The organism is Taibaiella koreensis, from assembly GCF_003545715.1.
Taxonomy (GTDB): Bacteria; Bacteroidota; Bacteroidia; order Chitinophagales; family Chitinophagaceae; genus Taibaiella; species Taibaiella koreensis.
In genome coordinates, this window is sequence record NZ_QVNU01000003.1 from 628,915 (window position 1) to 655,215 (window position 26,301).

Below are 26,301 nucleotides of genomic sequence, written 5' to 3' on the forward strand. Positions count from 1 at the left end.
CTTATACTCCGGCGCTTATTTAAGATGCTTGAGCTGGGTGGCATACAGGATTATGAAAATGAGCGGGAACACATACCCGGCCACAGCAACAAAGCTACCGCCGGCAGCGCCCATGAGCACCAGCGCCAGGGGAGCGGCGATCTGGCCCAGCAGGTACAGGAAAAACCCGCTGCGTTTCAGTTTTCTCATTTGCATGGCGCCGAAGAAGCAAAGCGCTACGCTCACCAGCGTAATGATCATAACCGGCAGCTTCATCTCGCATTGCCGGGCCATCACATCCGACATCGCGTTCATCATTCCGGCCATGGGATTATCGCTTTGAGAAAGCTTGGCCATCATTTCCATCGACTTGCATACTGTGAAGTAGGTATATATGGCGCCAAGCAGCCCAAGTCCGGACCCGATAAAAGTGAGGATAGTCAGCACGTTGAGCATATCCGGTACTTTCTTGGCCGGTAGCTGCGGATCGGGATTAAAGCTTTCGTGGAACTGGTTGAAATCTGTCATAATGGAGATGTTTTTTTGAAAGGCTAAAATTATGGCTATTTTGTAGAACTGTTCCCGTCTTGTAGAAAATTGCGGATTATATTATTTTGCCGTAATTAATATGCTTTACTACCGTTATAAAGAGGGAAAATCGAAAATTTCAGTGTAAATTACGTTAATTTTTATCCCGCATTCAACATAAAAGTATTCTGGGCTCCATAATGAATTACCGGCTGAAATACATAATTGGCCTCCTGATATTCCTGGGAGGAGGAATCAGAACCTCTGCACAGACTAACCTGGAGGTATTCGGTCAAAACCGGGTACAGTTCCGCAGATTCGATTGGAAATTTTACGATGCCACACATTTCAAGATCTACCACTACGACCGTGCAGGACGGGATCTGGCCCGTTATGTAGCCGAGCAGGCCGAGCAGGACGTGAGCGCAATCGAACGAAGATTGGGGGGGCTGTTTCCCGAAAAGCTCAACATTATTATTTACAATTCTTACGATGAGTACCAGCAGACCAACGTAGGCCTGAACGGCGAGCTTCAGCTGCAGAACGATAATCCTGCCGGTACCGTCAACCTGGTAGGGGATAAGCTGGTGATCTACTTTACGGGCAAGCATGCCGATCTGAAACGGCAGCTGCGCCAGGGCATGGCCCAGGTTGTGATGGAGCGGCTTATGTTTGGCGAGAATTTCAGGGAAATGGTGCGGAACGCCGTATTGCTCAACTTGCCCCCCTGGGTCACCACAGGTTATGTCGATTACGTGGTAGATGGCTGGACCACCAACGACGATAACGACTGGAAGAACATACTGATGGCCGGTGACAAGATACACTTTGACGAGATAGGCGACCGCAATCCCAGGCTGGCGGGTAAAGCCTTCTGGAAATACATTGCCATTAAGTACGGTGAGAACAATGTGAAGAACCTGCTGTACCTTACCCAGCTGAAAAGCAGTCTTAACAAGGCATTGAAGCTCACTATCAACCAGAAGCTGAAGGCAACATACGATTCGCTGGTAACCTACTACCAGGGAAGGTACGGCTTCGAAGAGCAGATATTTGAGCCGATGGATACTTCGCATTTGCTGACGCGTATTGCAGTGCCTAACGACGAAAGCCGTATTCGCGATATTACCGTTTCTCCGAGAGGCGGCGATGTTGCCTACGTAAGGTGGCGCTTCGGCGAGTATCAGGTGGTGCTTGAAAAAACAAAAATAGTCGATGGCATTGCCAAAAGAGAGAGTTCGGTGATCCTTTCCGGCGGTGTAAAGAACTACCGGGAGAATGACGATCCCGATTATCCCCTTCTGGCCTGGAACAATACCGGGTTTAAGCTGGGTATCATATCCAAGATGAAGAACCGGCTCCGTATTCGCGTATACAATTCCATAAAAGGAAAAATAGAGGATTTTAGGGTTCCGGCATCCCGTTTCGACCGTATTACCGGCTTCACCTTCATGGAAGATGATGATATGCTCATCATATCGGCCATAAGAAAGGGGCAGAGTGATCTTTTTGAATACAGGCTGAAGGGCGGCCGCATGAACCAGCTTACCGATGATACCTGGGATGATATGGCGCCGGTATTTGTAAGCGGAGGATCGAGGAAGGGCATTATTTTCCTGAGCAACCGGCCCGAACCTTTTCTCAATCTGAACGCACTGCCCAACGAGTTGCCGGCAGGGCCCATGAATGCTTTCTTTTATAATTCGACTACCAAAAGCTATGACCTGATGCAGCTGAGCCATAGCAAAAAAGGCGAGGTAGTACAGGCAATCCCCTACGGCAGCGATCACTTCGCTTTCCTCTCAGATCAAAATGGCGTCCGTAACCGCTTTGTCGTAATGTTTGCCCGCAATGTCAACAACCAGGACTCTGCCTATGCTGTGCCCATGACCAATTTTAGCCGTAGCATCCTTTATCAGCAATACAACCCGGCCAGCGGTAAAATTGCAGATGTTGTGCAGCGGCAAAAGGAGTATGAGGTGTTTTTTCACAAGATCGAATTGCCTGCTCCCGATGGCACTGCTGCGATCAAAAAGCTGTTGCCCCTTGTGTTTGTCGATGGGGTGGCCAACAATAAAGCCGCCACAGCAACCAATATGCCGGTAAACCTGATGGACAAGGCAGACCTGGAGAAGAAGGATGATGACTTTAAGATTAACACCGGCGATCAGTTGCAAAATGAGTTCGGGAGAAGAAGCCGGCTCGATCCGACCGATTCGGCCAAAGTAGAACCCGGCGCAGAATCGAATACGCTTGCCGATATGCTTACGCTCAACCAACCCGCCGATTCTTCCCAGGCGCCGCGCGTTACCCATACCGATGCCGGTACTGAGGCCAGCCAACCCCCCATTACTTCGGCTTCAGGCGAAACCGATGGCGCCCTCAACAAGCGGATCATATATGTAGACAGTACTTTCATCGAAATGCGCTCGCAGCCTTATCGTCGTTCCTTTACGCTGGACTTCTTCAGTATCAGGGCCGACAACAGCATTATTTTCAATCGTTACCAGTCGTACGACAATACCCTGGGCCAGTATGCCAACACGCCTATTTCCGGAATGATCACCGCCAGCCTTGTAGATAAGCTGGAGGATTACCGGTTTACCGGAGGGCTGCGTATTCCCGTCAATTTCTCAGGGCTTACCTACTTCCTGCAGTTTGAGAACTTCCGGCGTAGGGTAGATTGGGGCCTTATCTTCTACCGCCAGGAAACAAAGAACAACTATAGCTTCTCCGTCGACCCCACCCAGCCTGTCATCTTTACCGAGCCCGGCAAGAATATCACTACCCTGGTACAAGGGAGTGTCAGCTATCCTTTCGACAAAGTAAAAAGCGTTCGCCTGCACTTTAGTGGCCGCGAAGACCGGCTGGTTATTAAGGCCAAAGATCCCATTGGGCTGGCGTTGCCCAATACGAAACAATATTGGGTCATGAGCCGCGCCGAGTTTGTCTACGATGATACGCGCAATCCTACCTTGAATATATGGAATGGTCTGCGTTACAAGCTTTTCGCTGAATATAGCTACAGGCTTTATTCCAACAATACCTATACCACGGGAATCGATACCAATGCCTCCAACAAAAAAGGAGGCTTCTACAATCTCGGTTTCGATTTTCGTTATTATCATAAGATCTATAAAAACTTTATTGCCGCCGTACGTGTAGCCGGTGCGCACTCGGGTGGTAACCAGAAGATCATTTATTTCCTGGGCGGTGTAGACAACGATGTCAATCCCAAGTTCAACAACAGCCTGCAGCCTTCGGGCAGGAACGACTATGCTTTCCAGTCCCTCGCCACCAACCTGAGAGGCTATACCCAAAATTCAAGAAATGGCAATACTTATGCCTTGATCAATGCGGAGCTTCGCTTCCCGGTCTTCGGCACCTTAATGCGCCGTCCGGTACAGTCTTCGCTGCTGAAGCACCTTCAACTGGTAGGCTTTGTAGATATAGGCTCGGCCTGGGAAGGCCTGTTGCCGACTTCCGAGAACCTGGACCGTTACTACCGGGTTTCCTGGCCGCCTGCGCCATCCAATCCCATTGTATCGGTAGCCGTACCCAATTACTCCGATAACGGCATTGCCATCGGATACGGTGCAGGCGTGAGGACCCAGCTCTTTGGATATTTTGCTCGTTTTGACGCTGCCTGGAACATCCGGAACAATTTCCAGTGGTACATATCCATCGGCACCGACTTCTAGCAGGCAGCATATGCTCCGGGAAGCCCTGCCAGTACTGTTTTTCAGGGAAAAGCCTGATCTTTTCAGTTACAAATGGCTATAAGCGTTAATTTGTGTTAATTCGGAATGTATTTTGGTGTTGTTTTTCTGTTACCCAACTTTTTTTCGAAAGAAAGCGTCTACTTTTGTATCGTTTAATTATCGAAAATGAAGAAATATATTCACCTGGTGCTTGTGTTGTTTGCCTTGTTACCATTGGCGGCCAAGGCTCAGACGATCAACGTCGGGTCTATGCCGGGCAACGTGCCGGCGCCGGCTGCCAGAAAGGAACTGCTGATACCGAACGCTTTCAGTCCCAATAATGACGGACAAAACGACTATTTCAAAGTATGTAATATCACCAACGAAAAGCTGATCGACTTCAAAGTATTCAATCGCTGGGGTACAATCCTTTTCCGTACAACCGATGCCAAGCAAGGCTGGGATGGCACCTACAAAGGCCAGGTGCAGCCCCTGGGTGTATATGGTTATGTGATCCGCATCGGCTATCCCGATGGCTATGTTGAAACATATAAAGGTACAGTAACCCTGATCCGCTAAGATTTTTTGAATTGTTATTTTGAAAACCGCGCCAGGCGCGGTTTTTTTATTACACCATGCCTTTTTTTATTTGTCTGTAAAAAATGGCATGGATTTTCCATTTATACGACTATTTTTGTTTTAACTCTAAAAACTTAATACTAAGCATGGACTCACTTTTTTACCTGGTGCCCTGTTTCGGGATAGTAGCATTGCTGTTTATGCTGATCAAAAGCGGTTGGGTGGGCCGGCAGCCTGCCGGTAACGACCGCATGAAAGAGATCAGTAAGTATATCGCCGACGGTGCGATGGCCTTTCTTAAGGCGGAGTACAAGATACTGGCGTACTTCGTTGTGCTCGCAGCGATCCTGCTGGGCGTTATGGGCTCCAGCAATGCCAACTCGCACTGGAGTATTGCCCTGGCATTTGTCCTGGGTGCTGTTATGAGCGCCCTGGCGGGTTTTATTGGTATGCGTATCGCTACCAAGGCCAACGTGCGTACCGCAGAAGCCGCCCGTACCAGTCTGAGCAAAGCGCTCAAGGTATCCTTTACCGGCGGCAGCGTAATGGGTATGGGGGTAGCTGGTCTGGCTGTCCTCGGCCTTGGAAGTCTGTTCATCGTACTTTATATGCAATTTGTATCGGCTTATCAGCCCAATACAGAAGAATACAGATTGGCGCTTGAAAAAGCCATTGAAGTGCTGACAGGCTTTTCTCTGGGCGCCGAAAGCATCGCGCTTTTTGCCCGTGTGGGTGGAGGTATTTATACCAAAGCGGCCGACGTAGGCGCCGACCTGGTAGGTAAGGTTGAAGCTGGTATTCCCGAAGATGATCCCCGCAATCCCGCGACCATCGCCGACAACGTAGGCGACAATGTGGGCGACGTAGCCGGTATGGGCGCCGACCTTTTCGGCAGCTACGTGGCTACGGTGCTGGCGACCATGGTCCTGGGCCGGGAAACCCTGAGCGTGGCCGGCGATCGCTTCCATGGACTCGCGCCTATCCTGCTGCCGATGCTTATTGCCGGCGCCGGTATTATCCTTTCTATCATCGGCACCTTCTTTGTACGCATCAGCGAAAATGCGGGGCTTAGCACTGCCAAAGTGCAAAGCGCGCTGAACATGGGCAACTACGGATCTATTGTGCTCACGGCAATTATGGCTTTCTTCCTGGTGAACGGCATTATGCCCGACACGATGACCCTGCGCGGACATGAATTCACGAAAATGGACATTATCGGTGCGATAGTGGTAGGCCTCGTAGTCGGCACGCTTATGAGTATTATTACCGAATACTATACGGCCATGGGCAAGCGTCCCGTGCTCAGCATTATACGCCAGTCGGCAACAGGCCATGCTACCAATATCATCGGCGGCCTTAGCGTGGGCATGGAAAGTACCTTGCTGCCTATATTGGTGCTGGCGGGTGGTATCTATGGCTCTTATGCCTTTGCGGGTCTCTACGGTGTAGCGATCGCAGCAGCGGGTATGATGGCTACCACGGCTATGCAATTGGCTATCGATGCCTTCGGTCCTATAGCCGACAATGCCGGTGGTATTGCCGAAATGAGTGAACTGCCCGGTGAGGTGCGTGAAAAGACCGATATCCTCGATGCTGTAGGTAATACTACAGCTGCCACTGGTAAGGGCTTTGCTATCGCCTCTGCGGCATTGACCGCCCTGGCGCTGTTCGCCGCTTTTGTGGGCATCTCCAAGATTGACGGTATCGATATCTACCGGGCCGATGTATTGGCCGGCCTTTTCGTAGGCGGTATGATCCCCTTTATCTTTTCTTCCCTGGCGATCAAAGCCGTAGGACAAGCTGCTATGGCTATGGTAGAAGAAGTACGCCGCCAGTTCCGCGAAATACCAGGCATTATGGAAGGCACCGGCAAACCACAATATGAGAAATGCGTAGCCATCTCCACCGATGCCTCTATCCGCAAAATGATGCTTCCCGGCGCTATTGCCATCCTGTCGCCACTAGCTATCGGCTTCCTGCTGGGGCCCGAAGTGCTGGGCGGTTTCCTGGCCGGTGCTACCGTTAGCGGTGTGCTGATGGGTATGTTCCAGAACAATGCCGGCGGCGCCTGGGACAACGCCAAGAAGTCGTTTGAAAAGGGCGTAGAGATCAATGGCGAGACCCATTATAAAAAATCGGAGCCGCATAAAGCTTCTGTAACGGGCGATACTGTGGGCGATCCTTTTAAAGATACTTCCGGCCCTTCAATGAATATTCTTATCAAGCTTATGAGCATCGTGAGCCTGGTGATCGCGCCTACCTTGTCGCATATATATGCCGGCAAAATACAGGAGCAACGTACCGCCAGCATAGCGCGTATGCAGCTGGCTGCAGCGGGTACGGCAGTAGCGCCGGGTACGGAAGTTAACGTTCAGCAGGAAACGGTAACCCAAACGCCCGACGCCACGGTGAAAACAGAGCGTAACGGTAAGCTGGTCGATAATGAATTCGTCGCCGACCTCGGTAGCGTTACCGTGCTGAAGTTAAAAGACAACACCGAGCTGCAGGTGGGTGAGCAAAGCGTAGAGCGTAAGCTGGTCGACTTTATCCATAACGGTACCATAGATGAAGCCAATAAAAGCGCTAACTGGATCTCTTTCGACCGCCTGCAATTTGAAACCGGCAAGTCCACCCTGAAGCCTTCATCTGAAGAGCAACTGAGCAATATCGTTGCTATCCTTAAGGCCTATCCAGAGGTGGGGCTGAAGATCGGCGGCTATACTGACAATACCGGCGATGCCGCCGGCAACCTGAAGCTGAGCAAAGAAAGAGCGGAACACGTAAAGAGCCGCCTGGTGGCACTGGGGGTCAATGCTTCCCGCCTGGAAGCCGATGGCTACGGACAGGAATTCCCGGTAGGCGACAACGGCACAGAACTGGGAAAGGCGATGAACCGTCGTATCGATGTGAAGGTATCCCGGAAATGATTTTTTCATATTAAAACAAAGAAACTGTTATAATTTCTTCATCATTTGCAATGTAGATAAACAACCATTATTTTTAAGTATTATCTTCATCAGCATAATGAAATTCGGTAACAGGCTTAAATACATACTGTTTTCGGTGGTATACTGGCTTCTGGCCTGCCACTGCTATATTATACTACGGTTTATAGGGATCGATGGCGATGCTGCCGGGAAGATAGATTACGGGGAAATATTTTTCCTCGCTACCTTCGACAGCATTGTCATCGGTTTTCTTTTTGGTGTTTTTACTTCTTCTTCACTAAGCCTGAAACTCAAGCGGAGGGCGTTCTTCAGCACCGTGCTTATCAATACGGTGATCTACGTCTGTTTTTTTGGCGCCGTTATTTTTGGTTCAAGCCTCGTGGGTAATACGCTGGCGTTTGCCATTCAATACAGCCTTTCCAGCGCCAGCCTGGTCACTTTATTCTACCTCTCGGTATGCAGTCTTTTGTACCACTTTATCCTGCAGATGAACAAGAAATTCGGGCCCGGAGTGCTGTTTGAATACATTATTGGTAAATATTTTAATCCGAAAGAAGAGAAACGGGTATTTATGTTCCTCGATCTTACCGCTTCTACAACGATAGCCGAATCGTTGGATACACTGCTGTACAGCCAGTTCCTTCAGTCCTGTTATATAGAGCTCACCGAGCCTATCAGCGCTTTCTCGGCGCATGTATACCAATTTGTAGGCGACGAAGTCGTGGTGACCTGGAAGGTCAATAAAGACTTTGACTATGGTCAATGCGTTAATTTTTACTTCGCCTTTGCCAATGCGCTGCTGCGCAAAAAAGATTATTTCCTGGAGACCTTTGGGGTACAACCACTGTTCAAAGCCGGCATCCATTCGGGAACGGTAGTAGCTGCCGAAGTGGGGGAACTGAAGACCGAGATCGCTTATCATGGCGATGTAGTGAACACGGCTTCCCGTATACAGGGCTTGTGCAACCAGCATAGCCAGCAGTTGCTCATTTCCGAGAGCATTTTCAATCCCATAGCCGGTAACAAAAAGTTTGCGCTGGGCCTGATCGGCGACGTGCAGCTGAAGGGCAAATACCAGTCGCTGAAAGTGTATAGTGTACAGCTCAAAGGCGCCTGAGTACTACGCTGTATTTTATGATACGCCTGCGCTTCGGTTGGTTACTGCTTGATCTTCTCCGGTGCCTGATCCCTGATCCTGTTTTCTGCAACGCTATGTCAGGCTTTGACATCCAGCTGCCGTACCTGCGCCTTATACTGTGCCGGGATGAGGACGGCGCGCAGAAAGCGCAGTATGTGGACTTTGCGGTACAGGTCAAGGAGCAGCCCGGTAAAAGCTGAAGGCTTTAAGGGCAGCAGCCTGAGCGGGATAGGCGATACCAGGCGCAGCTGTACCTGCAGCAGGAAATGATAGCGCAATGGTCCCAGGTGCTTGCGGTATTGCCGGTACAGATCGGTTGTATACTTGCTGTATTGCAGATTGGCCGAAAGATGCTCCTGGTAGGCCTGGCGCCAGCTGGCCTCATCCTTTGGCAATCCTGTGATACCCATTCTCTCGCCCACCTGCAGGAAAACAGCCGCCAGTGTTTCCTTTTCTGCCGGGGTGGCAGGTCGTTCAAGCAGCTCAAAAGCAGCCAGCGAATAGTGGATCAGCATGAACAGCACATCGCGGTAAGCCCAGTCGGGTATCGCGCTGCCCCGGCTCTGCTCAACGCCGGTATGGATTTGACGGATACGTGCGATGGCGGCATAAGCCTCGTCTTCGGTGGCAAAAATGATCTGGCGGGCATAAGTTACCGTAGAAAATAGCCGGCCTATAGGATCGGCGGGAAGCTTGCCCGTAAAATAGAGCCAGTCTACAGCTTTGTTCAGTGCAAATTCCGCTGCGGCGCCGGCAAAAATAAACAATACAGTATCCGATTGCCCCCATATGGTCCGTACAATGGAGCCGGGCGGTACAAAATATTTCATGAACGCAGGGAATGAGTGGGTACAGGTAATCGCCGGCTGGCCTCAAGCCGGCGTATTTTGCGATAGCAGATCAATAAGGGAACCAGGCCCAGCACACCGAAGGAGCAATCGATGAGTCGCCAGAACAAAGGAATGTGGCGTATGCTGCCGGCTATAAATGCCAGGGGAAATATCATGAGGCAGGCCAGGCAGCTAAACTGTACTACCCATATATTCCGCACGGGATCCACGAGTGGTCCTATAAAAGCCGTGGCGATCACGATGTGCGCAAATGCCAGCCAGTCGTAGCCATAGGCGATAGCGGGAAAAGCCTTGTTGGTAGCGCTGATTGCCTGGTAGCTCTCTTCCAGCCAACGGTATAATGCCGTGTTGTATGATCCGAAAGAAAGGAGCCAGTGCAGCCCCGTCTCTACAGCAAAGGCGGTAATGCCGCTCAGCAGTAGCCCCGCCATGAACAACAGCAACCATAATCGTATCGTTCTTTCCTGTTTTTTCATTGGATTATTAATTAAAAAGTACTTTCTATTACAAAGTAACTTTGTTTTTGACAGATCGCCAAAAAAAATCACACATCTTCTGTATGGCCTGTCTGCATTATTAAAACGACCCTTTTATCTTTGCAGCGATTATTCTTTCATGAAATTACTCCTCATCCGTTTTTCTTCCATAGGCGATATCGTGCTCACCACGCCGGTATTGCGCGCGTTGCGGCGCCAGTATCCCGGGGCCGAGATCCATTTCCTGGTCAAGCAACAATTTAAGCCTGTAATCGCAGCCAATCCTTATATCGACGTAATCCATACCCTGGAGCAGGATCTTAACGAGACCATCGCAGGGCTGAAACAGCATACCTTTGACTATGTTATTGATCTGCACCGGAACCTTAGGACAATGCGGGTGAAAAAGGCGCTGGGAGCGCCGTCGCTCACCTTCAATAAGCTCAATTTCAGGAAATGGCTGTACGTGAATTTCAAATGGAACGTGATGCCCGATAAAAGTATCGTCGACCGCTATTTTGAAGGCATGAAGCCGCTGAAGCTGAAGAACGATGGCGAAGGAATGGACTACTTTATTCCCGAAAACCTACAGACAAAGCAGGACGATATTCCCATGGGACACTGGGCCGGCTTTGTTGGCTGCGTGATCGGCGGCTCTTACTTCACCAAGCAGTTCCCGGTGGCGCGCTGGAAAGAATTCGTAGCCTTATGTCCTTACCCGTTGATCCTGCTGGGCGGACCAGAAGACCGCGATGCCGGTAACGAGATCGTGGCCGCCGACCCGGCAAAGGTGTACAATGCCTGCGGCAAGTTTAATCTTAACGAGTCGGCCGACCTGGTAAAACGGGCAAAAGTGGTGGTGAGCAACGATACAGGCCTCATGCATATAGCAGCCGCCTTTAAAAAGCCTGTCGTATCGCTATGGGGCAATACGACGCCGGAAATGGGTATGTTCCCTTATTATGGCTTCAACAATTTAAACCAAAACGTATCGCAATTGTCTGTGATAATGGAAGTGAAAGATCTTGGCTGCAGGCCTTGCAGCAAGATCGGCTACCATAAATGTCCCCGGAAGCATTTCCGTTGCATGAATGATATCCCTGTAGCGGCGATAGCCGAACAGGTGCAACGATTGTGGCAGTAAGCCGGACTGATTCTTATTGTTCATCTTCAAAATAAAATAAAATGCGTTATCTACTTTCCTGCCTTGCCTTAACCCTGCTGGTATGGTGTTCCTGCTCCTCTATGAAGAAACAAGCTAAAGCAGGTGCCGGCGGCGGCAATTCACTTGCCGGTACCGGCTGGACGCTTAGCTCGATCCCCGATTTTACGCCGGAGAAGACCCGTAGACCCGTAACTATCATCTTTGAAGACAGCCTGTCCCGTTTTGGCGGCTATGCAGGTTGCAACAGCTATGGCGGCAGCTATACGGTAGAAGGGACCGGTCTGAAGCTAGGACAGGTAGTCGCCACTAAAATGGCCTGCATGCCTGGTCTGGATACAGAAAATAAGCTGTACAAGATATTTGATGAGGTAGATCATTTCCGTATTTCGGGGAATAAACTGACCCTGATGCAGGGGGAAAAGGTATTGGCCGAATTCACCGGTGGCAAAAAAGAACAAAAATAATTTGGCTATAAATTAAAATTCCAGTAATTTTGCGCAAAATTTTTGGAGCATGTTTGCAGTTGTAACAATAGCAGGACAGCAGTTCAGAGTTCAGGCGAACGACGAACTTTTCGTACACCGTCTCGATGGCAAAGCCGGGGACAATGTAGAATTTTCTGATGTACTGATGACCAGCGATGGCGGCAATGTAGCCGTAGGCAGCGCTGTAAAGGCAGTCGTAAAAGCAGAGATCATCGATCATCTGAAAGGCGATAAAGTACTTATCTTTAAGAAGAAGCGCCGCAAAGGATATCAGAAGCTGAACGGTCACCGTCAATCCCTGACTAAGATCAAGATCCAGGCAATCGCATAAGGAACACCCTGTGGTGATCCTGTTACGATCGTCGTCTGAAAATCGCATGGCGATTTTTTGGATAAATCAAATTATTATTTAACTTTGTAGGTATTACAACTTAATAAAAAAGTAATGGCACATAAAAAAGGTGAAGGTAGCGTAAGGAACGGTCGCGATTCACGTAGCAGAAGGCTGGGTGTTAAAATTTTCGGTGGCCAGCCTGCTATCTCCGGAAATATCATTCTTCGTCAGAAAGGTACCGTGTATCATCCCGGTACAAATGTTGGAATTGGTAAAGATTTTACTATATTCGCATTAACAGACGGAATTGTTGAGTTTAGAAAAACACGCAGTAAGACTTTAGTTTCCATAAACGAAGTAAGTACCGCTGAAGCCTAACCCCCTTCAAGCGGTTTGCCATAAATAAAAGAGCTTTTTTATTTTCTAACCCATAAATTCGATAAGTATGGCAACTGCAAAAAAAGCTGCTCCGAAGAAAGCAGCCGCAAAAAAAGCCGCTCCAGCTAAAAAAGCTGCTGCTAAGAAAGCTGCTCCTAAAAAGGCCGCCGCTAAGAAAGCTGCTCCTAAAAAAGCCGCCGCTAAGAAAGCCGCTCCCAAAAAAGCTGCTCCTAAGAAAGCCGCTGCTAAAAAGGCCGCTCCTAAGAAAGCTGCTGCTAAAAAAGCTGCTCCTAAAGCTGCTAAAAAGCCAACCCCAACTAAGGTTGCTGCTAAGAAAAAGTAATGCTAAAGTTCTCAATGAAATAGTCCCGGTAGTTCACTACCGGGATTTTTTGTGAGCTGAAAGCAATAATTTTGAGCCAAACCTGTTTTAGTTTTCTAAAATCGTTTCCCTTGTTGCTCCGGTATTGTCTCCTGTTTTTTATGCTGCTTGGCATTACGCCTGCGATAGCACAGTCGCTGGACGGTGTGGTCGCCGATAATGACGGCAGCCCTCTTCCCGCAGTGATCGTGGTCAATAAGACCAAAAATCTTTCCACTATGGCCGATGTAGACGGGAAGTTCAGCATTAAAGCCGATAAAGGCGACGATATCGAATTCACTTACGTAGGCTACTATCCTGTTTCTTTCCAGATGCCCGAAGGCGCCAACGTCTTTCGCCGGGTAAATCTCAAGAAAAAGCTGTATACCCTGGAAGAGGTCGAGATACGCCCCGACTGGACGCCTTACCAGCTGGATTCTATTGCCCGTAGTAAGCGATACGCGCTGGACCTTTCCCGCAAAAGAGCCAGCAGCACGGTAATGGGATCGATCTTCAGCCCGGCTTCGGCCCTTGCCGAGCAATTCAATAAAAAGAGCAAACAGCGTACCCGCTTCCAGGAAAACTTCAAAAAGTGGGAGGGTCAGAAATTTGTCGATACCCGGTATACGCCGGAAGAAGTTACCGCGCTTACAGGTCTTACCGGCGATACGCTGGCTGCCTTTATGAACGCCTATCCCATGCCCTACGATTACGCCCGGGCAGCTACCGATCTCGAGATCAAGATGTGGATCAAATACAATTACCGGCAATGGAAACAAAAGCCGGTGACGCTGCCGCCACCAATACCAAAAGAAACTGCCGATACGTTAAAGAAACCATGAGGTTTCTTTTTCTTTTATGGCTGCTATGCAGTGTTGTGTCACTTTCTGCACAGGAACTGGAAGGTACTGTAGTAGATGCCGCCACGGGCGAGCCATTGGCTTCGGTACATATCGAGAACCGCCGCAGCGGTACAGATACGTGGTCGGCCGGAAAAGGAACGTATACGATAGCTGTAAAAAGCAGCGATCATATACGCTTCAGTCTGCTAGGCTATATCAGCAAGGAATTCGTTGTAGGTTCCGATGAGGCGACGCAATACCAACGCATCCCGCTGGAGAAATACCTGCAGCGTATCGATACCGTGGTCATCCGTCCGGGGCTCAGCGATTATCAACGGGATTCACTGGAATATCGCAGGTTATTCGGGAAAAAAGTGGCGCAGGAACCTGCAAAGTTCGGATTGAACAAACAAGGTCCGCCGGCACGGTTCGGTGTAGTCTTCAACAATCCCATATCGGCGCCGTACCAACGGCTGGCACGTAAATACAAGCGATTGCGCGCTTTTCAGAAACGATTCAAGAACCAGGAAAAGCAGTCTTTTGTCTACACCCGTTATACCCCCGGGGTCGTACACGACCTTACCGGCCTTACAGGAGATACGCTGGCCGCCTTCATGAATACCTATCCCATGCCTTACGATTATGCCAGGGCAGCATCGGACCTGGAGATCGGTATGTGGATCAAAGATAATTACCGCCAATGGACAGGGAGAGCCGACTATAAGCAGCAACAATAAAAAAAGCCCCGCAGGCAATACTGCAGGGCCGGCTGGTTGTGCCTGGTTAATCGAATTATCTGGCGATAATGAGCTTCTCTGTTTTGATCAGCATGCCTTTGGTATCGCTAATGCGCAACAGGTAAATACCTGCAGGCAGATCGTTCAGCATCATCATGCTTACGTGGCTTTCTTCCCGGATCATTTTTCCTTCTATACCGGTGATGGCAACGTTGACCTTAACCGGCGACTGGATATGGATCATATCCTTTGCCGGATTGGGATAGAGGCGTACCTGCTGTGCGAGCTGCTCCCGCTCATCCAGGCTGAGATTGGTTACCGTAAATACATCGGAAGTGTCTTTGCACCCTCCGGTATTGGTTACCGCTACCTGGTAGCTGCCATTGGCAGTTACGGTATAAGTGCTGTTGGTCGCGCCGGGAATAGAGGCATTGTTGCGTATCCATTGGTAGGTCGCATAGGGAAGAATGGTGGACAAGGTATTGCTCGTACGCTGGATCACGGCGGGCGCCACATTGGTAATGCTGATATCCTCGCCATTGTCGCTACCGGTAAGCGCAGGGCTGCTGCTCACTACACGGATGCGGTAGCCGGTGCCGCTGGGTGTATTGGAAGGTAACATAGCATTGATGGTACCGCTGGCTGTGCCGCTGAGCGTACCGATCGCCACCGGGCTGCTGAAGCTGCCGGAAGCATCGCTGAGCTGCGCGGTAAATACATTGCCGCTGTTGATGGTACCGGTCACGGTAAAGGATACTGCGACAGCCGGGTTCTGGCAAAAATTCCCCACAGTAAGCGCGCCGGTCTTTATATTATCCGGTCCGGTAAGCCGGGCCACAAAATTGCGGCTGGTGCCGTTGTAGGTGGTCAGCTCGCCGGCAATAATGATCTTTTCATTGGGCTGGATAGCAAAGACGAGCACCGTTTGATCGCAGCCGCTGCCTACGTTGAAGGTGGCGTCGAGGCTGCCATCAGCATTCAGCCGGGCAATGCGGTTAATGCTAGTGCCGTTGTACGTTACAAACTGGCCGCCGAGCAATACTTTGCCATCGCTCTGCAGCTTTACGGCATGAGCAAAAGGCTGGGGACCGGTGAGGGCGGTGCCTACATTGAAAGTGGCATCTGTAGTGCCATCGCTGTTGAGCCGGGTAATGCCGGCGCGTGACAAGCCGTTGGCATTAGAAAAGAAACCGGCAATGATCATCTTGCCGTCGGGTTGAATGGCTATGGAATTGACAGTGCCGTCGAAGCCGTCTGTAGTGCCAAAAGTGGCGTCCAGCGTACCGTCGGCGTTAAGCCGTACCAGCCTTGGGGGCACCGCCAGTCCCTTATAAGTCCAGAAAGAGCCGCCGACCAGGATCTTGCCATCGGGCTGGATGGCGAAACAGGCAACGGCGCGGTTGAAGCCAGTACCTGTGTTGAAGGCGGCATCGCGAGTGCCGTCGCTGTTGAGCCGCAGAATATTGTTATTGGCAGTACCGTTAAAGGCATCAAATTCACCGCCGACCAGGATCTTGTCATCGCTTTGCAGTGCCACGGCATTTACCGAAGAATAATCTGTTGTAATGCCTGTGCCCAGGTTGGTTTTAAATGTAGCATCCACCGATCCGTCGCTATTGAGCCGTGCGATACGGCCGGGTATTGGAAGGTTATTGAACTCGGTAAAGCCGCCGCCGACCACGACCTTGCCATCGCTTTGCAGCGCCATGGCAGGTACATAGCTATTGAAGCCGTTGCCGGTGAGCGAAAAGGACGCGTCTACGGTACCATCGTTGTTGAGCCGCGCTACATGTTTGGAAAACCCTCCGCCGACCAGTATTTTACCATCTGGCTGCAGGGCCAGGGAGTTGGCGCCGTTGAAGTCCAGCGCCGTACCAGGATTGAAAGTCGCATCCAGTGTGCCTTGCTGGGCCTGCAGCGTAAGGCAGCCGGAAAAAAGCAGGGCAAGTGTCAATATTTTTTTCATAAAAGCTTTATTGTTTTTTGGTAAAAAAAATGAGCGCCAAAGGAGATATGGTTTGGTTCCTGAGCGGCAACCTGTGGCACCGGTCCGGGTTATTATGCATTGATTTTAGAGGGCGGCATTCATCTCATGATCGACATAAGTGGTTTAGTTGTTAAGAAATCGGCGGATATTTTTATTTTAATTATCTTGATACGCAAAGCCAGAGCCAACCGGGTGCGATAAAACGTCCCGGATGCAGTAGCGGACCTTTCTCTACAAATTAAAGGATCCAGCTGCTGAAAATCTTTTCGGATTTCACTGATATTTTTTATTTAACTATGATTGTCGCTGTACAACATTGAGTAAAGTGTATTTTTATCCTATTTCAAGAAGCCGCTTGATTGTGGGCACATTGTGGTGGCTGCTTCTGACTACCGTCGCCGGCCGGGCGCAGGAGGTGGTACGTCTGTCGCATGCCACCTTCACCACTGCCGATACGCTTCAGGTAAGGGCCCTGATCCGTAAAGGCATTCCATTGTTGTCGCGCAATACCGACAGCGCGATCGCTTGCTTCGAAGCTGCAGAAGCGCTGAGCCGGGCCACGGGCTTCGACGATGGTATCGGCTATGCCCTGGCCTTTCTGGGCGCGGCCGTGACAGACAGGGGCGACTACGCCCGGGGATTGATGCTCTACCAGGAGGCTTTGCCCTATTGCCGGCGGGCCCGCTACATCGGGAACGCGCTACCCAGCTTGTATATCAACATGGGCGGCAGCTTTTTCCAGTCTGGTGATTATAAGCGCGCGCATGAATACTATTACCTCGCGTTAAAATACCTGCAACAGTATTTCCCGGCCAGTGACAATATCGCAGCAGTATACAACAACCTGGCTACCGTACAGGAAGAGCTGGGGCAACACCGTCAGGCTTTGGCCTATGCGGTGCAGGCCGAGCAATTTGCCCGTAAAAAGAATGCGGTGATGCTCATTGGGAGTGCCCTGGTCAATAAGGGAACGGCCTACGATAAGCTGCAGCTTGTCGATAGTGCCATGTCTGCTTATCGCGAGGCGCTGACGCTGAGCCGCAAAGAGGGCATTACAGATATGGAGCAGGCCTGTCTCACCAGCATGGGCGATTTGCTCCTTAAGTCGGGCCGGAATCGTGAAGCGGTTGCTTATTATCGCGACGCCATGCAATTGAGCACGACCACCAGCCCGTTGCACGCCTTTATTATGCCTGGCTATTCGCTGGGCCTGGCGTTGTTCCGGTTGAAAGAGTACCGGCAGGCAGAGCAGGTGCTGCTGGCGGTTTTGGCGAAGGCAAAGGAAACCGGGATTACCGGCAATCAGAAAGACGGGCACGCTACGCTGGCTGCGCTTTACGAAGCGACAGGCAGGTACCGCGAAGCCCTGGAGCAGCACCGCCGGTACGATCAGCTCAAGGACAGCCAGATCAATACCGAAAAGCTGCGTGCGATCAACGAGGTGGAGGCACGCTACCAGACCGTACAGAAGAACAAGGAGCTGCTGGAAAAGGAATGGACCATCGCAGCGCAAAAAAGAAGGATCGAGCATAAGAATATCCTGATCGGCGCCGTTATCGGAGGAATGCTGATCGGGCTTGCCGTGACGCTGGGCATATATAGAAGCCGGCGCAAAATAGCCATGAGGGACAGAAGGATAGAACAGCTAAAAGCCATGATGGCCGGCGAGGAAAAGGAACGGGTGCGTATTTCAAGGGAGCTGCACGACGGTATCGGCGGGATGCTCACCGGGATTAAGATGAACCTGAAGACCTGGCAGAAGCTGCATGAGCAAGAGGTGACCGGTGATGGCTTGGGCGATGTGATGGAGATGTTGCAGGATATGGGCCGGGAGATCCACAAAACGGCGCATAACCTGATGCCCGATATCTTGCTGAAGCATCACCTCAAAGAAGCGCTGCTGTTGTATTGCGAGCAATTGGATACAGGAGGGCAGCCGGTTATAGACCTGCAATTTTACGGCGACCTGGATAGTCTCGGTAAAGCGCTGGAGCTACCGATATACCGGATGATACAGGAACTGCTGCAAAATATTATCAAGCATGCACAGGCTACCCTGGTTGCCGTTCAGGTGCGACGGGAGGCCCAGGTGATCAGCATCCTGGTAGAAGATAACGGTACGGGTTTCAAGGCGCAGGATAAACACCGTGGCCTGGGGCTGATGAACATCGAAGCAAGGGTACAGGCATTGAACGGCTATTTTTCCATTGAGCCGGCCGGGCAGGGAACCACAGCATTTATAGAGCTTAACCTGGAGCAAACCAACTGAAGAGAACATGAACATCCGTATAGCTATTGCAGACGACCATCCTATGATCATCGGCGGCTTGAAGAATATGCTGTCGGTATACCCGCATATCCGTCTGGCCGGCGCTTATGGCAATGGCGCCGACCTGCTGCAAGGCCTGCAGGAGAATCAGCCTGACGTGCTGTTGCTGGATATCCAACTGCCGGACAAGACCGGCGATATGCTGGCGCCGGTAATACTGAAACATTATCCCGATATCCGTATTCTTGCGCTGACGAATCTGAACAGCGCTTTATATGTGCACAATATGCTGCGCATGGGGGTACTGGGCTATGTGCTGAAAAACACCGACCCGGAAGTCGTGATCAGGGCCGTAGAGACAGTATATGAGGGTAAACAATTTATTGATCCGGCACTACTGGATAGCCTCGATCAGTTTACGCAACGCATGAAAAGGGAATCGGCGCTGAAGCCTGCGCTTACTCCCAGAGAGAAGGAAATACTGCGCATGACCGTGAACGGCGATACGATACAGGAGATATCGGAAAAGCTGTTTATCGGATTGCGGACAGTAGAATACTATCGTTCCAATCTTTTCCTGAAGCTGGATGTCAGGAATATGGCGGGATTGATACGAAAAGCCCTGCTGCTGGGTCTTTCGGAGTAGCTTGCTTTATTGCTCGCGGCGATCATATCAGTTATAAGGTGGGCTTTCTCGCGGCGTCGCAGCGGCGCCGCGAGAAAAAAGATATTTTACAAGAAGCTGACACCGCAGGATATTCGACTTTTGCGTGCTCTCTGCGGCAGCCTGCCGGAACGCGCAGCGGTCTGCACGGCAAAAGATTTCTCCCGGTTTTTTGTGGAGCAGTAATTCTTTTTTCTGAGTATCCGGATATAGGAAACAAAGGCGGTCCTTGAGCTTGTCGAAAGGACAAAGATGGTGCTTCGACAAGCTCAGCAGCCGTTATTTAGAAGCAAATTGTATCCCGTTTCCTACATCCGGATAGTCATTTTCTTTTTTTGCCACGAAAACAAAATGTGGTGTCTCGCAGCGGCGCTGCGAGACAGTAATAAGTAATGTCCAGGAACAAGCGCTGCGAGAAAAGAAATAGCTCCTGTATAAGAAACAAGCGCCGCACGGATACTCCGGCGGCGCTTGTTGCGTTATCTAAATTGTCTTGTACTATTCCATCTCGATCACCACATCATTCTGATCTACCATGGTACCGGCATTGATGTGCACTTTCTTTACCTTGCCTGCCTTGGCCGCGCTTACGGTACTTTCCATCTTCATCGCTTCGATTACGAACAAGGGAGTGCCGGCTTGCAGTTCATCGCCTTCCTTTACCAGCACCACGCTTAGCTTGCCCTGTAAGGGCGCACCGGTTTCCTTATCCGCATCGCTTACTTTTTTATGCTGCGGTTTCAACGATTTAACGGAATTGTCTTTCACCCTGATCGTCCTGTTGTAGCCGTTCAGCTCAAAGGATACGGTGCGCATGCCGGTCTCGTCGGCATCGGAAACGAAGATCAGCCGTACATGAATGGTCTTGCCCTTGCCCAGCTCGATCAGCAACTCTTCATCATTCTTCATGGGGTAGAAGAAGGCCGGTGTGGGAATATTGCTTACTTCGCCAAACTCGTTCTGATAATGGTAATATTCATCGTATACCTTCGGGAACATCTGGTAAGAAAGGAAATCGAGGAAGGTGCTCCCGGGATATTTTTCCGTAAAGCCTTTGAAGGCTTCCTCCAGGTCTATGTCGGGCAATAGCTGTGCATTGGCGCCATTGGTCTGTGGCTCATTGCGCAGCACGATCTTTCTCAGCTTTTCGGGGAAGCCGCCGTAAGGCACGCCCAGCTCGCCTTTGAAGAAACCAACTACCGAAGCGGGGAAAGAAAGATTCTTACTTTCATTGAGCACATCTTCAGCAGTAAGTGCGTTAGCCGTCATGAACAGGGCCATATCGCCCACTACTTTAGAGCTGGGCGTTACTTTCACAATATCGCCAAACAGCTCGTTCACCACCTTGTAGTTTTGCTTGATGGTGGTCAGCTGCCCGCCAAGACCGATCGCCTCCGCCTGCTGGCGCAGGTTGGAATATTGCCCTCCGGGTATTTCGTTGTCGTATACTTCGGCTGTGGCCGATTTCAGGTCCGATTCGAAAGGGTAGTAATATTCCCTGGCCGCTTCCCAATAGTTGCTGTAGGCATTGAGGCTGTGCAGATTGCTCCGGCGTTCGCGTGGATGTCCCTGCAACAGCGCAACGAGAGAGTTAAGGTTGGGCTGCGCAGTCGTGCCGCTGAACGAGGCCAGCGAGCAGTCGATCGTATCCACACCAGCATTCACGGCATTGAGATAGGTGGCGACCTGGGTACCTGCGGTATCGTGTGTGTGCAGCGCAATGGGCAACGCTATATTTTCCTTCAGCGCGCCGATCAATTCGGTAGCGGCATTGGGCTTCAGCAGGCCAGCCATGTCCTTGATGGCCAGCATATGTGCGCCAGTATCCTCAAGCCTGCGGGCCAGGTCGATATAATACTGCAGGTTGTACTTGTTGTTTTCTTTGCGCTGCACATTGCCGGTATAGCATATGGCAGGCTGGGCAATGCCGCCCGTATGTTTTACCACGTGCTCGATCCCGGGCAGCATGGATTCAATATTGTTGAGCGAATCGAAGATGCGGAACACATCTACACCGTTTTCCCATGACTTCTCAATGAACTGCTGGATCACATTGCGCGGATAAGCCGAATAACCTACGGCATTGTATCCCCTGAAGAGCATTTGCAGCAGCACATTTGGCATGGCTTTCCTGATCTCCTGCAGCCTTGTCCAGGGACATTCGTGCAGGAAGCGCAGCGCAACGTCGAAGGTGGCGCCGCCCCATACTTCCATAGAGAATAGCTCGGCATGATTGCGGGCATAGCCTTCTGCTACCGCAAGAATATCCCTGCTGCGCATGCGCGTGGCTACCAGCGATTGGTGGGCGTCGCGGTAGGTGGTATCGGTAAACAATACGGAAGGTTCTTGCCCAAGCCATTGCATGAAGCCCTGTGGCCCCAGCTCCGTCAGTTTATCTTTGGTCCCGGCTGGAAAAGGCGCAAAGGAGTCGAAAGCGGGTATTTCCGGCGTCCTGAACCTACGGGTAGGATCGTAATGCTTCACATCGGGATGTCCGTTGATCTTGATATCGGCCAGGTACTTCAATATCCTCGTGGCGCGGTCTTTCGGGCGATCAAAAGCAAACAGCTCCGGATTGTTGTCGATGAAATTTACCGTGCAGAGGCCTTTGCGGAACTGCTCGTGCGTGATCACATTTTCCAGGAAACGGATATTGGTGGTCACACCCCTTACGCGGAACTCACGCAGGGAGCGGTTGAGCCGTTGCGCCGCACCGGCCAGCGTACGGCCGGAGGCGGTGACCTTTACCAGCATAGAATCAAAGAAGGGAGAGATCTTCATGCCGGAATAAGCGCTGCCCTCATCGAGCCGGATGCCGAAACCGCCGGCATTGCGGTAAGTGATGAGCGTACCGTAATCGGGTTTGAAATGATTCTCCGGGTCTTCCGTGGTGATACGGCATTGGATCGCAAAACCATTAAGCTTTACATCGTCCTGGCTGCGGATAAAGATATTAGGATCGGACAAGGGTACGCCTTGTGCGATAAGGATCTGGCTGCGCACAACGTCGATACCGGTCACTTCTTCTGTTACGGTATGCTCGACCTGTATCCTGGGGTTCACTTCTATGAAGTATACTCGGTGTTCCCTGTCGACAAGAAATTCTACGGTGCCGGCATTGTTGTAATTGACCGCACGCGCTATTTTCAGCGCATAGTCGTATACAGCCTCCCTGGCTTCCTGTGGTAGATTTGGGGCCGGGGCGATCTCTACTACTTTCTGAAAGCGGCGTTGCACAGAGCAATCGCGCTCGAAAAGATGAACGATATTGCCATGATTGTCGGCCAGCAGCTGTACTTCGATATGCTTTGGCTGGTCGATGAATTTTTCGATAAAAATAGTGCCGTCGCCAAAGGCTTTTTCTGCTTCGCTGTGTGCTTCTGTAAAGGCTTTTTCAAGATCTTCTTTTTTGCGCACCACACGCATGCCTCTGCCACCACCGCCGGCCGCAGCTTTGAGGATGATGGGAAAGCCGATGCGTTCTGCTTCCTCGATTACCTTGTCCGTATCGCCGAAGCTGATGGTACTGTCCTCAATAACCGGCACATTGACCGCTCGCGCGATTTTTTTGGCCGCGATCTTATCGCCCAGCTGCTCCATTACTTCCGGAGTGGGGCCAATGAAGATGATGCCTTCTTCACGGCAGCGGCGGGCAAACCGTACATTCTCGCTCAGGAAGCCATAGCCAGGGTGGATGGCGTCGATCGCGTTGTCCTTTGCGGTCTTGATAATGGCCTCGATATCGAGGTAAGGCTTCAGCGGCTCTTCTTCGTTGCCGATAAGATAGGCCTCGTCGGCTTTATAGCGGTGAAGCGAGTAGCGATCCTCATAGGTATAGATGGCCACTGTGCGGATACGCATTTCGGAAGCTGCACGCAGGATGCGGATGGCGATCTCTCCGCGGTTGGCTACCATTAATCTTTTGATCTGGCCTTGCGCCGCCTGATCGGGTAAGGTCGTTTGCATTTTTTGTAAAATTTTAGCCGTTTAAAATTGAAAAACATGCTCCCTGCCGGGAGCGGGTGCAAATTACTTTTTATCGGAATAGGAACGATTTATTTTCCCCGAGGTTGTTTAACGGCATCGGCGGAAAAAAGTTGAAAGCTACCAAAGGCTGGTCTGTACCGGTTGCCCGGCGCGTTCCAGTTTGAGCAGGTACTCTTTGCGCCAGAGCCCGCCGGCATAGCCTGTAAGCGATCCGTCGGCGCCTATGATACGGTGACAGGGAATGAATACCGCGATGGGATTCCTGTTGTTGGCCGAGCCTACGGCGCGTATGCTCAGTGGATTGTTGAGCTGATGGGCAATATAGCCATAGCTTTCTGTTTTTCCGAAAGGTACCTTTACCAGTTCGCGCCATACCGCTTCCTGGAATGCGGTGCCAGTGGGCAGAAGCGGCAGGTCAAAGGCCCTTCGCTTGCCATTGAAGTATTCGTCCAGCTGCTGTGCCGCCAGGCGGCTGAGCGTATTGGCCAGCACCGGTTCGGTAAGGTATTGCCCCTGTGCCTCCTCGATGAAGGAAACAGAGAGCAAGCCTTGCTCCGAGGCAGAGATCCGTACAGGACCGAGCGGCGACTGATAAAACGATGTGTACATACGGAAATGAAAAAAGCTGACTATGCTGATATAGGAAACAAAACTATTTCCGGTCCTTGAGCATGTCGAAAGGACAGCTATAAATGGTGCTTCGACAGGCTCAGCAACCGGGGTTGGGACAATGTTGCGCGACGTTTCCTATATCGACATAGCCAGATAAAAAAAGTCCGGGGCAGCGAACTATCCCGGACTTATCTGGTAAATTATAGACCCGGGTCTCAGGCACTCGCATGCGCAGCCGTAGCGGCTTCATGCTCCAGTGCGCCCAGGTAACGCTCTGCGTCCAGGGCTGCCATACAGCCGCTGCCGGCTGCGGTTACCGCCTGGCGATAGATCTTATCCTGCACATCGCCGCAGGCAAATACCCCGTCGATATTCGTCTTCGAAGTGCCCGGCGTGGTAAGGATATATCCTTGCTCATCCATTTGAAGGTAATCCTTGAAAAGATCGGAGTTGGGCTGATGACCAATAGCCACAAAGAAGGCGCTCAAAGGTATGGTCGTTTCTTCGTTGGTCTGATGGTCCCTGATCTTTACGCCATCTACTTTCTTATCGCCCAGCACTTCCACGGTCTCGCTGTTCCAGTAAATCTGGATATTGCCGGTTTTCAGTACACGTTCCTGCATTACTTTAGAGGCGCGCATTTCGTTGCGGCGTACGATCATATGCACTTTGGTGCACAGCTTGGCCAGGTACAGCGCCTCTTCGCAGGCGGTGTCGCCGGCGCCCACTATGGCTACTTCTTTATCTTTAAAGAAAAAGCCATCGCACACGGCACAGGCCGAAACGCCATAACCATTCAGCCGCTGCTCCGATTCGATACCGAGCCATTTGGCTGAAGCGCCGGTAGCGATGATCACCGAGTCGGCCTCGATCCATTTCTCTTCGTCTACTTCTATGCGCAGCGGACGCTGTGAAAGGTCCACCTTCGATACCATACCCCAGCGGAGATCGGTACCCATGCGGCGGGCCTGTGCCTCAAAATCTTTCATCATCTGCGGGCCCATGATGCCTTCGGGATAGCCTGGGTAATTCTCTACGTCGGTGGTAATGGTCAGCTGTCCGCCGGGTTGCAATCCTGAGTACAGTACGGGTTTCATACCGGCGCGCGCCGCATAGATGGCAGCAGTGTAGCCGGCAGGTCCCGAGCCAATGATCAGGCAATGAATTCTTTCTGTGCTTTCTGACATGTTATGATGCTTTAATTGATATACATTGAACTACCTGCGAAAATAGGTGTTTTTTATCTCATGAGTAAATAGGCTGGCTCAAAGGCGGTATAGAGAATCACTTAGGTATGATCAGGGTATCGAAAGTGTTACTGTAGCCGGCCCATACGCCCAGGGCGCCATTGCTGATATTGCTGGTGACGTGTACCGGTGAAGCGAAAGGGTTGCCATTTGCAGCATAAGAAAACTCCAGCGTACGCCAGAAATCGAATACCCCTTTGTCGATCGCGCTCCATTTGATCACTACAGTGTCTCCTTTGTAAAAATAGCCGAAGGTCTCCCTGTCGATCGTATCCATGCGGTCGAAGCCCGCCGACAGCTGTATCGTGATCTTGCTGCCGTTGATGATCGCGTCGTCGTTTACCGAATAATAGGGCGCCAGGAAAGGTTCCTGGTTGGTTTTGGTAAAATAGCGTACACGGTTGCCCAGGGTGTCGGGATCTGTATATTGGGCAAACAGCAGCATGGAATTGGGGTAATCTTTAGGGATCTCCTCTGCCTTGGGTGTTTCGGCCCATATGGAATCCAGTGCCTTGGCATAGGGTATCGTCGTGGCCGATTCGTAGGTCTTACCGCCGTATTCGATCTTCAATTGGTAGGTCCTGCCGGCGCGTCCCCTGAACAACAGCGCATTTATGTCGGAAGAATCGACACTGTAAAAATAGACAGGAGTGCCGTTATTATCGACCTGGTATTCCCGGAGCAGGAACGATTGGCTGCCGTCTGATATGGTAATGCGGGCGTCGTGCAGGAACGCATTGTTAAGGGTTTTCAGATCGATACGCGAAAAAAAGCCGAAGCTTTTGGTCAGGATCACGTAAGGGGGAACATCCGTTTCAATGGCGCCCTCCACCACCACTTTTTCTGCCGAGGGGCCCAGGTCAAACTTCACTTCCTTCTCACAGGAGAAAAGAAACAAGGCGCCGGCCAGCATCAACAGGAAAGGAAAGTTACGATTCATGAGCATTCGTCATTTGTCCGGTACCTCCGGCAAATGTTACAACGCGGGATTACCCTTTTCATTGCCCGGTAAGTGACAGTCCGGCGCGTAAAG

21 protein-coding genes are annotated in these 26,301 nt (G+C 51.0%); 13 read left to right on the forward strand and 8 right to left on the reverse strand.

Annotated elements, in window-relative coordinates; all coding sequences use genetic code 11:
• Positions 1-15: 15 nt before the first annotated feature.
• Complete coding sequence (locus tag DZK30_RS12730; RefSeq protein WP_118974498.1) at positions 16-507, reverse strand: hypothetical protein; 492 nt, start codon at positions 505-507, stop codon at positions 16-18.
• Positions 508-707: 200 nt separating this feature from the next.
• Here DZK30_RS12730 and DZK30_RS12735 point away from each other — a divergent pair, with 200 nt between their 5' ends.
• The 4 genes from DZK30_RS12735 (at position 708) to DZK30_RS12750 (ending at position 8,852) form a co-directional block, all read left to right on the forward strand.
• Entirely contained in the window at positions 708-4,208 is a 3,501-nt protein-coding gene (locus DZK30_RS12735; protein WP_118974499.1) for a hypothetical protein, read from the forward strand.
• A gap of 186 nt (positions 4,209-4,394) precedes the next feature.
• Positions 4,395-4,787 carry a gliding motility-associated C-terminal domain-containing protein gene (locus DZK30_RS12740; protein WP_118974500.1) on the forward strand — a complete coding sequence of 131 codons (393 nt, stop codon included), beginning with the start codon at positions 4,395-4,397 and terminating at the stop codon, positions 4,785-4,787.
• Positions 4,788-4,933: 146 nt separating this feature from the next.
• Positions 4,934-7,714 (forward strand): sodium-translocating pyrophosphatase, encoded by a 2,781-nt coding sequence (locus DZK30_RS12745; protein WP_118974501.1) that lies wholly within the window; start codon positions 4,934-4,936, stop codon positions 7,712-7,714.
• A gap of 97 nt (positions 7,715-7,811) precedes the next feature.
• Positions 7,812-8,852 (forward strand): adenylate/guanylate cyclase domain-containing protein, encoded by a 1,041-nt coding sequence (locus DZK30_RS12750; protein WP_118974502.1) that lies wholly within the window; start codon positions 7,812-7,814, stop codon positions 8,850-8,852.
• A gap of 98 nt (positions 8,853-8,950) precedes the next feature.
• Here DZK30_RS12750 and DZK30_RS12755 read toward each other — a convergent pair whose 3' ends face one another.
• Complete coding sequence (locus DZK30_RS12755; protein ID WP_118974503.1) at positions 8,951-9,703, reverse strand: oxygenase MpaB family protein; 753 nt, start codon at positions 9,701-9,703, stop codon at positions 8,951-8,953.
• On the reverse strand, positions 9,700-10,200 hold the full coding sequence (locus DZK30_RS12760) for a hypothetical protein (RefSeq protein ID WP_118974504.1): 501 nt from the start codon (positions 10,198-10,200) through the stop codon (positions 9,700-9,702). The genes DZK30_RS12755 and DZK30_RS12760 overlap by 4 nt, the downstream gene beginning before the upstream one ends.
• A 139-nt stretch (positions 10,201-10,339) precedes the next feature.
• On the opposite strand from DZK30_RS12760, the gene DZK30_RS12765 reads away from it, so the two are divergent.
• The 7 genes from DZK30_RS12765 to DZK30_RS12795 all read left to right on the forward strand — a co-directional run bounded on the left by DZK30_RS12765 (position 10,340) and on the right by DZK30_RS12795 (position 14,502).
• The gene (locus DZK30_RS12765; protein ID WP_118974505.1) at positions 10,340-11,344 is read left to right on the forward strand and encodes a glycosyltransferase family 9 protein; all 1,005 of its coding nucleotides are present in this window, start codon (positions 10,340-10,342) and stop codon (positions 11,342-11,344) included.
• Positions 11,345-11,385: 41 nt separating this feature from the next.
• The gene (locus tag DZK30_RS12770) at positions 11,386-11,829 is read left to right on the forward strand and encodes an META domain-containing protein (protein WP_118974506.1); all 444 of its coding nucleotides are present in this window, start codon (positions 11,386-11,388) and stop codon (positions 11,827-11,829) included.
• A 49-nt stretch (positions 11,830-11,878) separates the two neighbouring features.
• A complete protein-coding gene (gene rplU / locus DZK30_RS12775) occupies positions 11,879-12,181 on the forward strand; it encodes a 50S ribosomal protein L21 (RefSeq protein WP_118974507.1) in 303 nt (100 codons plus the stop codon).
• Positions 12,182-12,295: 114 nt separating this feature from the next.
• Positions 12,296-12,562, forward strand: coding sequence for a 50S ribosomal protein L27 (rpmA, locus tag DZK30_RS12780; RefSeq protein WP_118974508.1), 267 nt, complete (start codon positions 12,296-12,298; stop codon positions 12,560-12,562).
• 67 nt (positions 12,563-12,629) lie between these two features.
• Positions 12,630-12,905, forward strand: a complete 276-nt coding sequence (locus DZK30_RS12785; RefSeq protein ID WP_205529429.1) for a hypothetical protein — start codon at positions 12,630-12,632, stop codon at positions 12,903-12,905.
• A gap of 71 nt (positions 12,906-12,976) precedes the next feature.
• Complete coding sequence (locus DZK30_RS12790; RefSeq protein WP_162903056.1) at positions 12,977-13,765, forward strand: carboxypeptidase-like regulatory domain-containing protein; 789 nt, start codon at positions 12,977-12,979, stop codon at positions 13,763-13,765.
• Positions 13,693-14,502, forward strand: coding sequence for a carboxypeptidase-like regulatory domain-containing protein (locus tag DZK30_RS12795; protein WP_118974510.1), 810 nt, complete (start codon positions 13,693-13,695; stop codon positions 14,500-14,502). Before DZK30_RS12790 ends, DZK30_RS12795 begins: the two co-directional genes overlap by 73 nt.
• Positions 14,503-14,557: 55 nt before the next feature.
• Here DZK30_RS12795 and DZK30_RS12800 read toward each other — a convergent pair whose 3' ends face one another.
• Positions 14,558-16,468, reverse strand: coding sequence for a T9SS type A sorting domain-containing protein (locus tag DZK30_RS12800; protein WP_118974511.1), 1,911 nt, complete (start codon positions 16,466-16,468; stop codon positions 14,558-14,560).
• A 382-nt stretch (positions 16,469-16,850) separates the two neighbouring features.
• Here DZK30_RS12800 and DZK30_RS12805 point away from each other — a divergent pair, with 382 nt between their 5' ends.
• Both DZK30_RS12805 and DZK30_RS12810 read left to right on the forward strand, forming a co-directional pair.
• Positions 16,851-18,758, forward strand: coding sequence for an ATP-binding protein (locus DZK30_RS12805; RefSeq protein WP_162903057.1), 1,908 nt, complete (start codon positions 16,851-16,853; stop codon positions 18,756-18,758).
• Between the two features lie 7 nt (positions 18,759-18,765).
• Positions 18,766-19,404: a response regulator gene (locus tag DZK30_RS12810; protein ID WP_118974513.1), complete on the forward strand. Its 639-nt coding sequence runs from the start codon at positions 18,766-18,768 to the stop codon at positions 19,402-19,404.
• A 516-nt stretch (positions 19,405-19,920) separates the two neighbouring features.
• Here DZK30_RS12810 and DZK30_RS12820 read toward each other — a convergent pair.
• The 4 genes from DZK30_RS12820 to DZK30_RS12835 all read right to left on the reverse strand — a co-directional run bounded on the left by DZK30_RS12820 (position 19,921) and on the right by DZK30_RS12835 (position 26,208).
• Complete coding sequence (locus DZK30_RS12820) at positions 19,921-23,388, reverse strand: pyruvate carboxylase (protein WP_118974515.1); 3,468 nt, start codon at positions 23,386-23,388, stop codon at positions 19,921-19,923.
• A gap of 138 nt (positions 23,389-23,526) precedes the next feature.
• Positions 23,527-24,018 (reverse strand): methylated-DNA--[protein]-cysteine S-methyltransferase, encoded by a 492-nt coding sequence (locus DZK30_RS12825; protein WP_118974516.1) that lies wholly within the window; start codon positions 24,016-24,018, stop codon positions 23,527-23,529.
• 218 nt (positions 24,019-24,236) lie between these two features.
• On the reverse strand, positions 24,237-25,208 hold the full coding sequence (gene trxB, locus DZK30_RS12830) for a thioredoxin-disulfide reductase (RefSeq protein ID WP_118974517.1): 972 nt from the start codon (positions 25,206-25,208) through the stop codon (positions 24,237-24,239).
• A 97-nt stretch (positions 25,209-25,305) separates the two neighbouring features.
• A complete protein-coding gene (locus tag DZK30_RS12835; protein ID WP_162903058.1) occupies positions 25,306-26,208 on the reverse strand; it encodes a DUF4249 domain-containing protein in 903 nt (300 codons plus the stop codon).
• Positions 26,209-26,301: the final 93 nt, after the last annotated feature.

Excerpts from the sequence above, each read along its gene's own strand:
- DZK30_RS12730 (WP_118974498.1), bottom strand. The coding sequence starts at position 507 with ATGACAGATTTCAACCAGTTCCACGAAAGCTTTAATCCCGATCCGCAG.
- DZK30_RS12735 (WP_118974499.1), top strand. The coding sequence starts at position 708 with ATGAATTACCGGCTGAAATACATAATTGGCCTCCTGATATTCCTGGGA.
- DZK30_RS12740 (WP_118974500.1), top strand. The coding sequence starts at position 4,395 with ATGAAGAAATATATTCACCTGGTGCTTGTGTTGTTTGCCTTGTTACCA.
- DZK30_RS12745 (WP_118974501.1), top strand. The coding sequence starts at position 4,934 with ATGGACTCACTTTTTTACCTGGTGCCCTGTTTCGGGATAGTAGCATTG.
- DZK30_RS12750 (WP_118974502.1), top strand. The coding sequence starts at position 7,812 with ATGAAATTCGGTAACAGGCTTAAATACATACTGTTTTCGGTGGTATAC.
- DZK30_RS12755 (WP_118974503.1), bottom strand. The coding sequence starts at position 9,703 with ATGAAATATTTTGTACCGCCCGGCTCCATTGTACGGACCATATGGGGG.
- DZK30_RS12760 (WP_118974504.1), bottom strand. The coding sequence starts at position 10,200 with ATGAAAAAACAGGAAAGAACGATACGATTATGGTTGCTGTTGTTCATG.
- DZK30_RS12765 (WP_118974505.1), top strand. The coding sequence starts at position 10,340 with ATGAAATTACTCCTCATCCGTTTTTCTTCCATAGGCGATATCGTGCTC.
- DZK30_RS12770 (WP_118974506.1), top strand. The coding sequence starts at position 11,386 with ATGCGTTATCTACTTTCCTGCCTTGCCTTAACCCTGCTGGTATGGTGT.
- rplU (WP_118974507.1), top strand. The coding sequence starts at position 11,879 with ATGTTTGCAGTTGTAACAATAGCAGGACAGCAGTTCAGAGTTCAGGCG.
- rpmA (WP_118974508.1), top strand. The coding sequence starts at position 12,296 with ATGGCACATAAAAAAGGTGAAGGTAGCGTAAGGAACGGTCGCGATTCA.
- DZK30_RS12785 (WP_205529429.1), top strand. The coding sequence starts at position 12,630 with ATGGCAACTGCAAAAAAAGCTGCTCCGAAGAAAGCAGCCGCAAAAAAA.
- DZK30_RS12795 (WP_118974510.1), top strand. The coding sequence starts at position 13,693 with ATGGAAACAAAAGCCGGTGACGCTGCCGCCACCAATACCAAAAGAAAC.
- DZK30_RS12800 (WP_118974511.1), bottom strand. The coding sequence starts at position 16,468 with ATGAAAAAAATATTGACACTTGCCCTGCTTTTTTCCGGCTGCCTTACG.
- DZK30_RS12810 (WP_118974513.1), top strand. The coding sequence starts at position 18,766 with ATGAACATCCGTATAGCTATTGCAGACGACCATCCTATGATCATCGGC.
- DZK30_RS12820 (WP_118974515.1), bottom strand. The coding sequence starts at position 23,388 with ATGCAAACGACCTTACCCGATCAGGCGGCGCAAGGCCAGATCAAAAGA.
- DZK30_RS12825 (WP_118974516.1), bottom strand. The coding sequence starts at position 24,018 with ATGTACACATCGTTTTATCAGTCGCCGCTCGGTCCTGTACGGATCTCT.
- trxB (WP_118974517.1), bottom strand. The coding sequence starts at position 25,208 with ATGTCAGAAAGCACAGAAAGAATTCATTGCCTGATCATTGGCTCGGGA.
- DZK30_RS12835 (WP_162903058.1), bottom strand. The coding sequence starts at position 26,208 with ATGAATCGTAACTTTCCTTTCCTGTTGATGCTGGCCGGCGCCTTGTTT.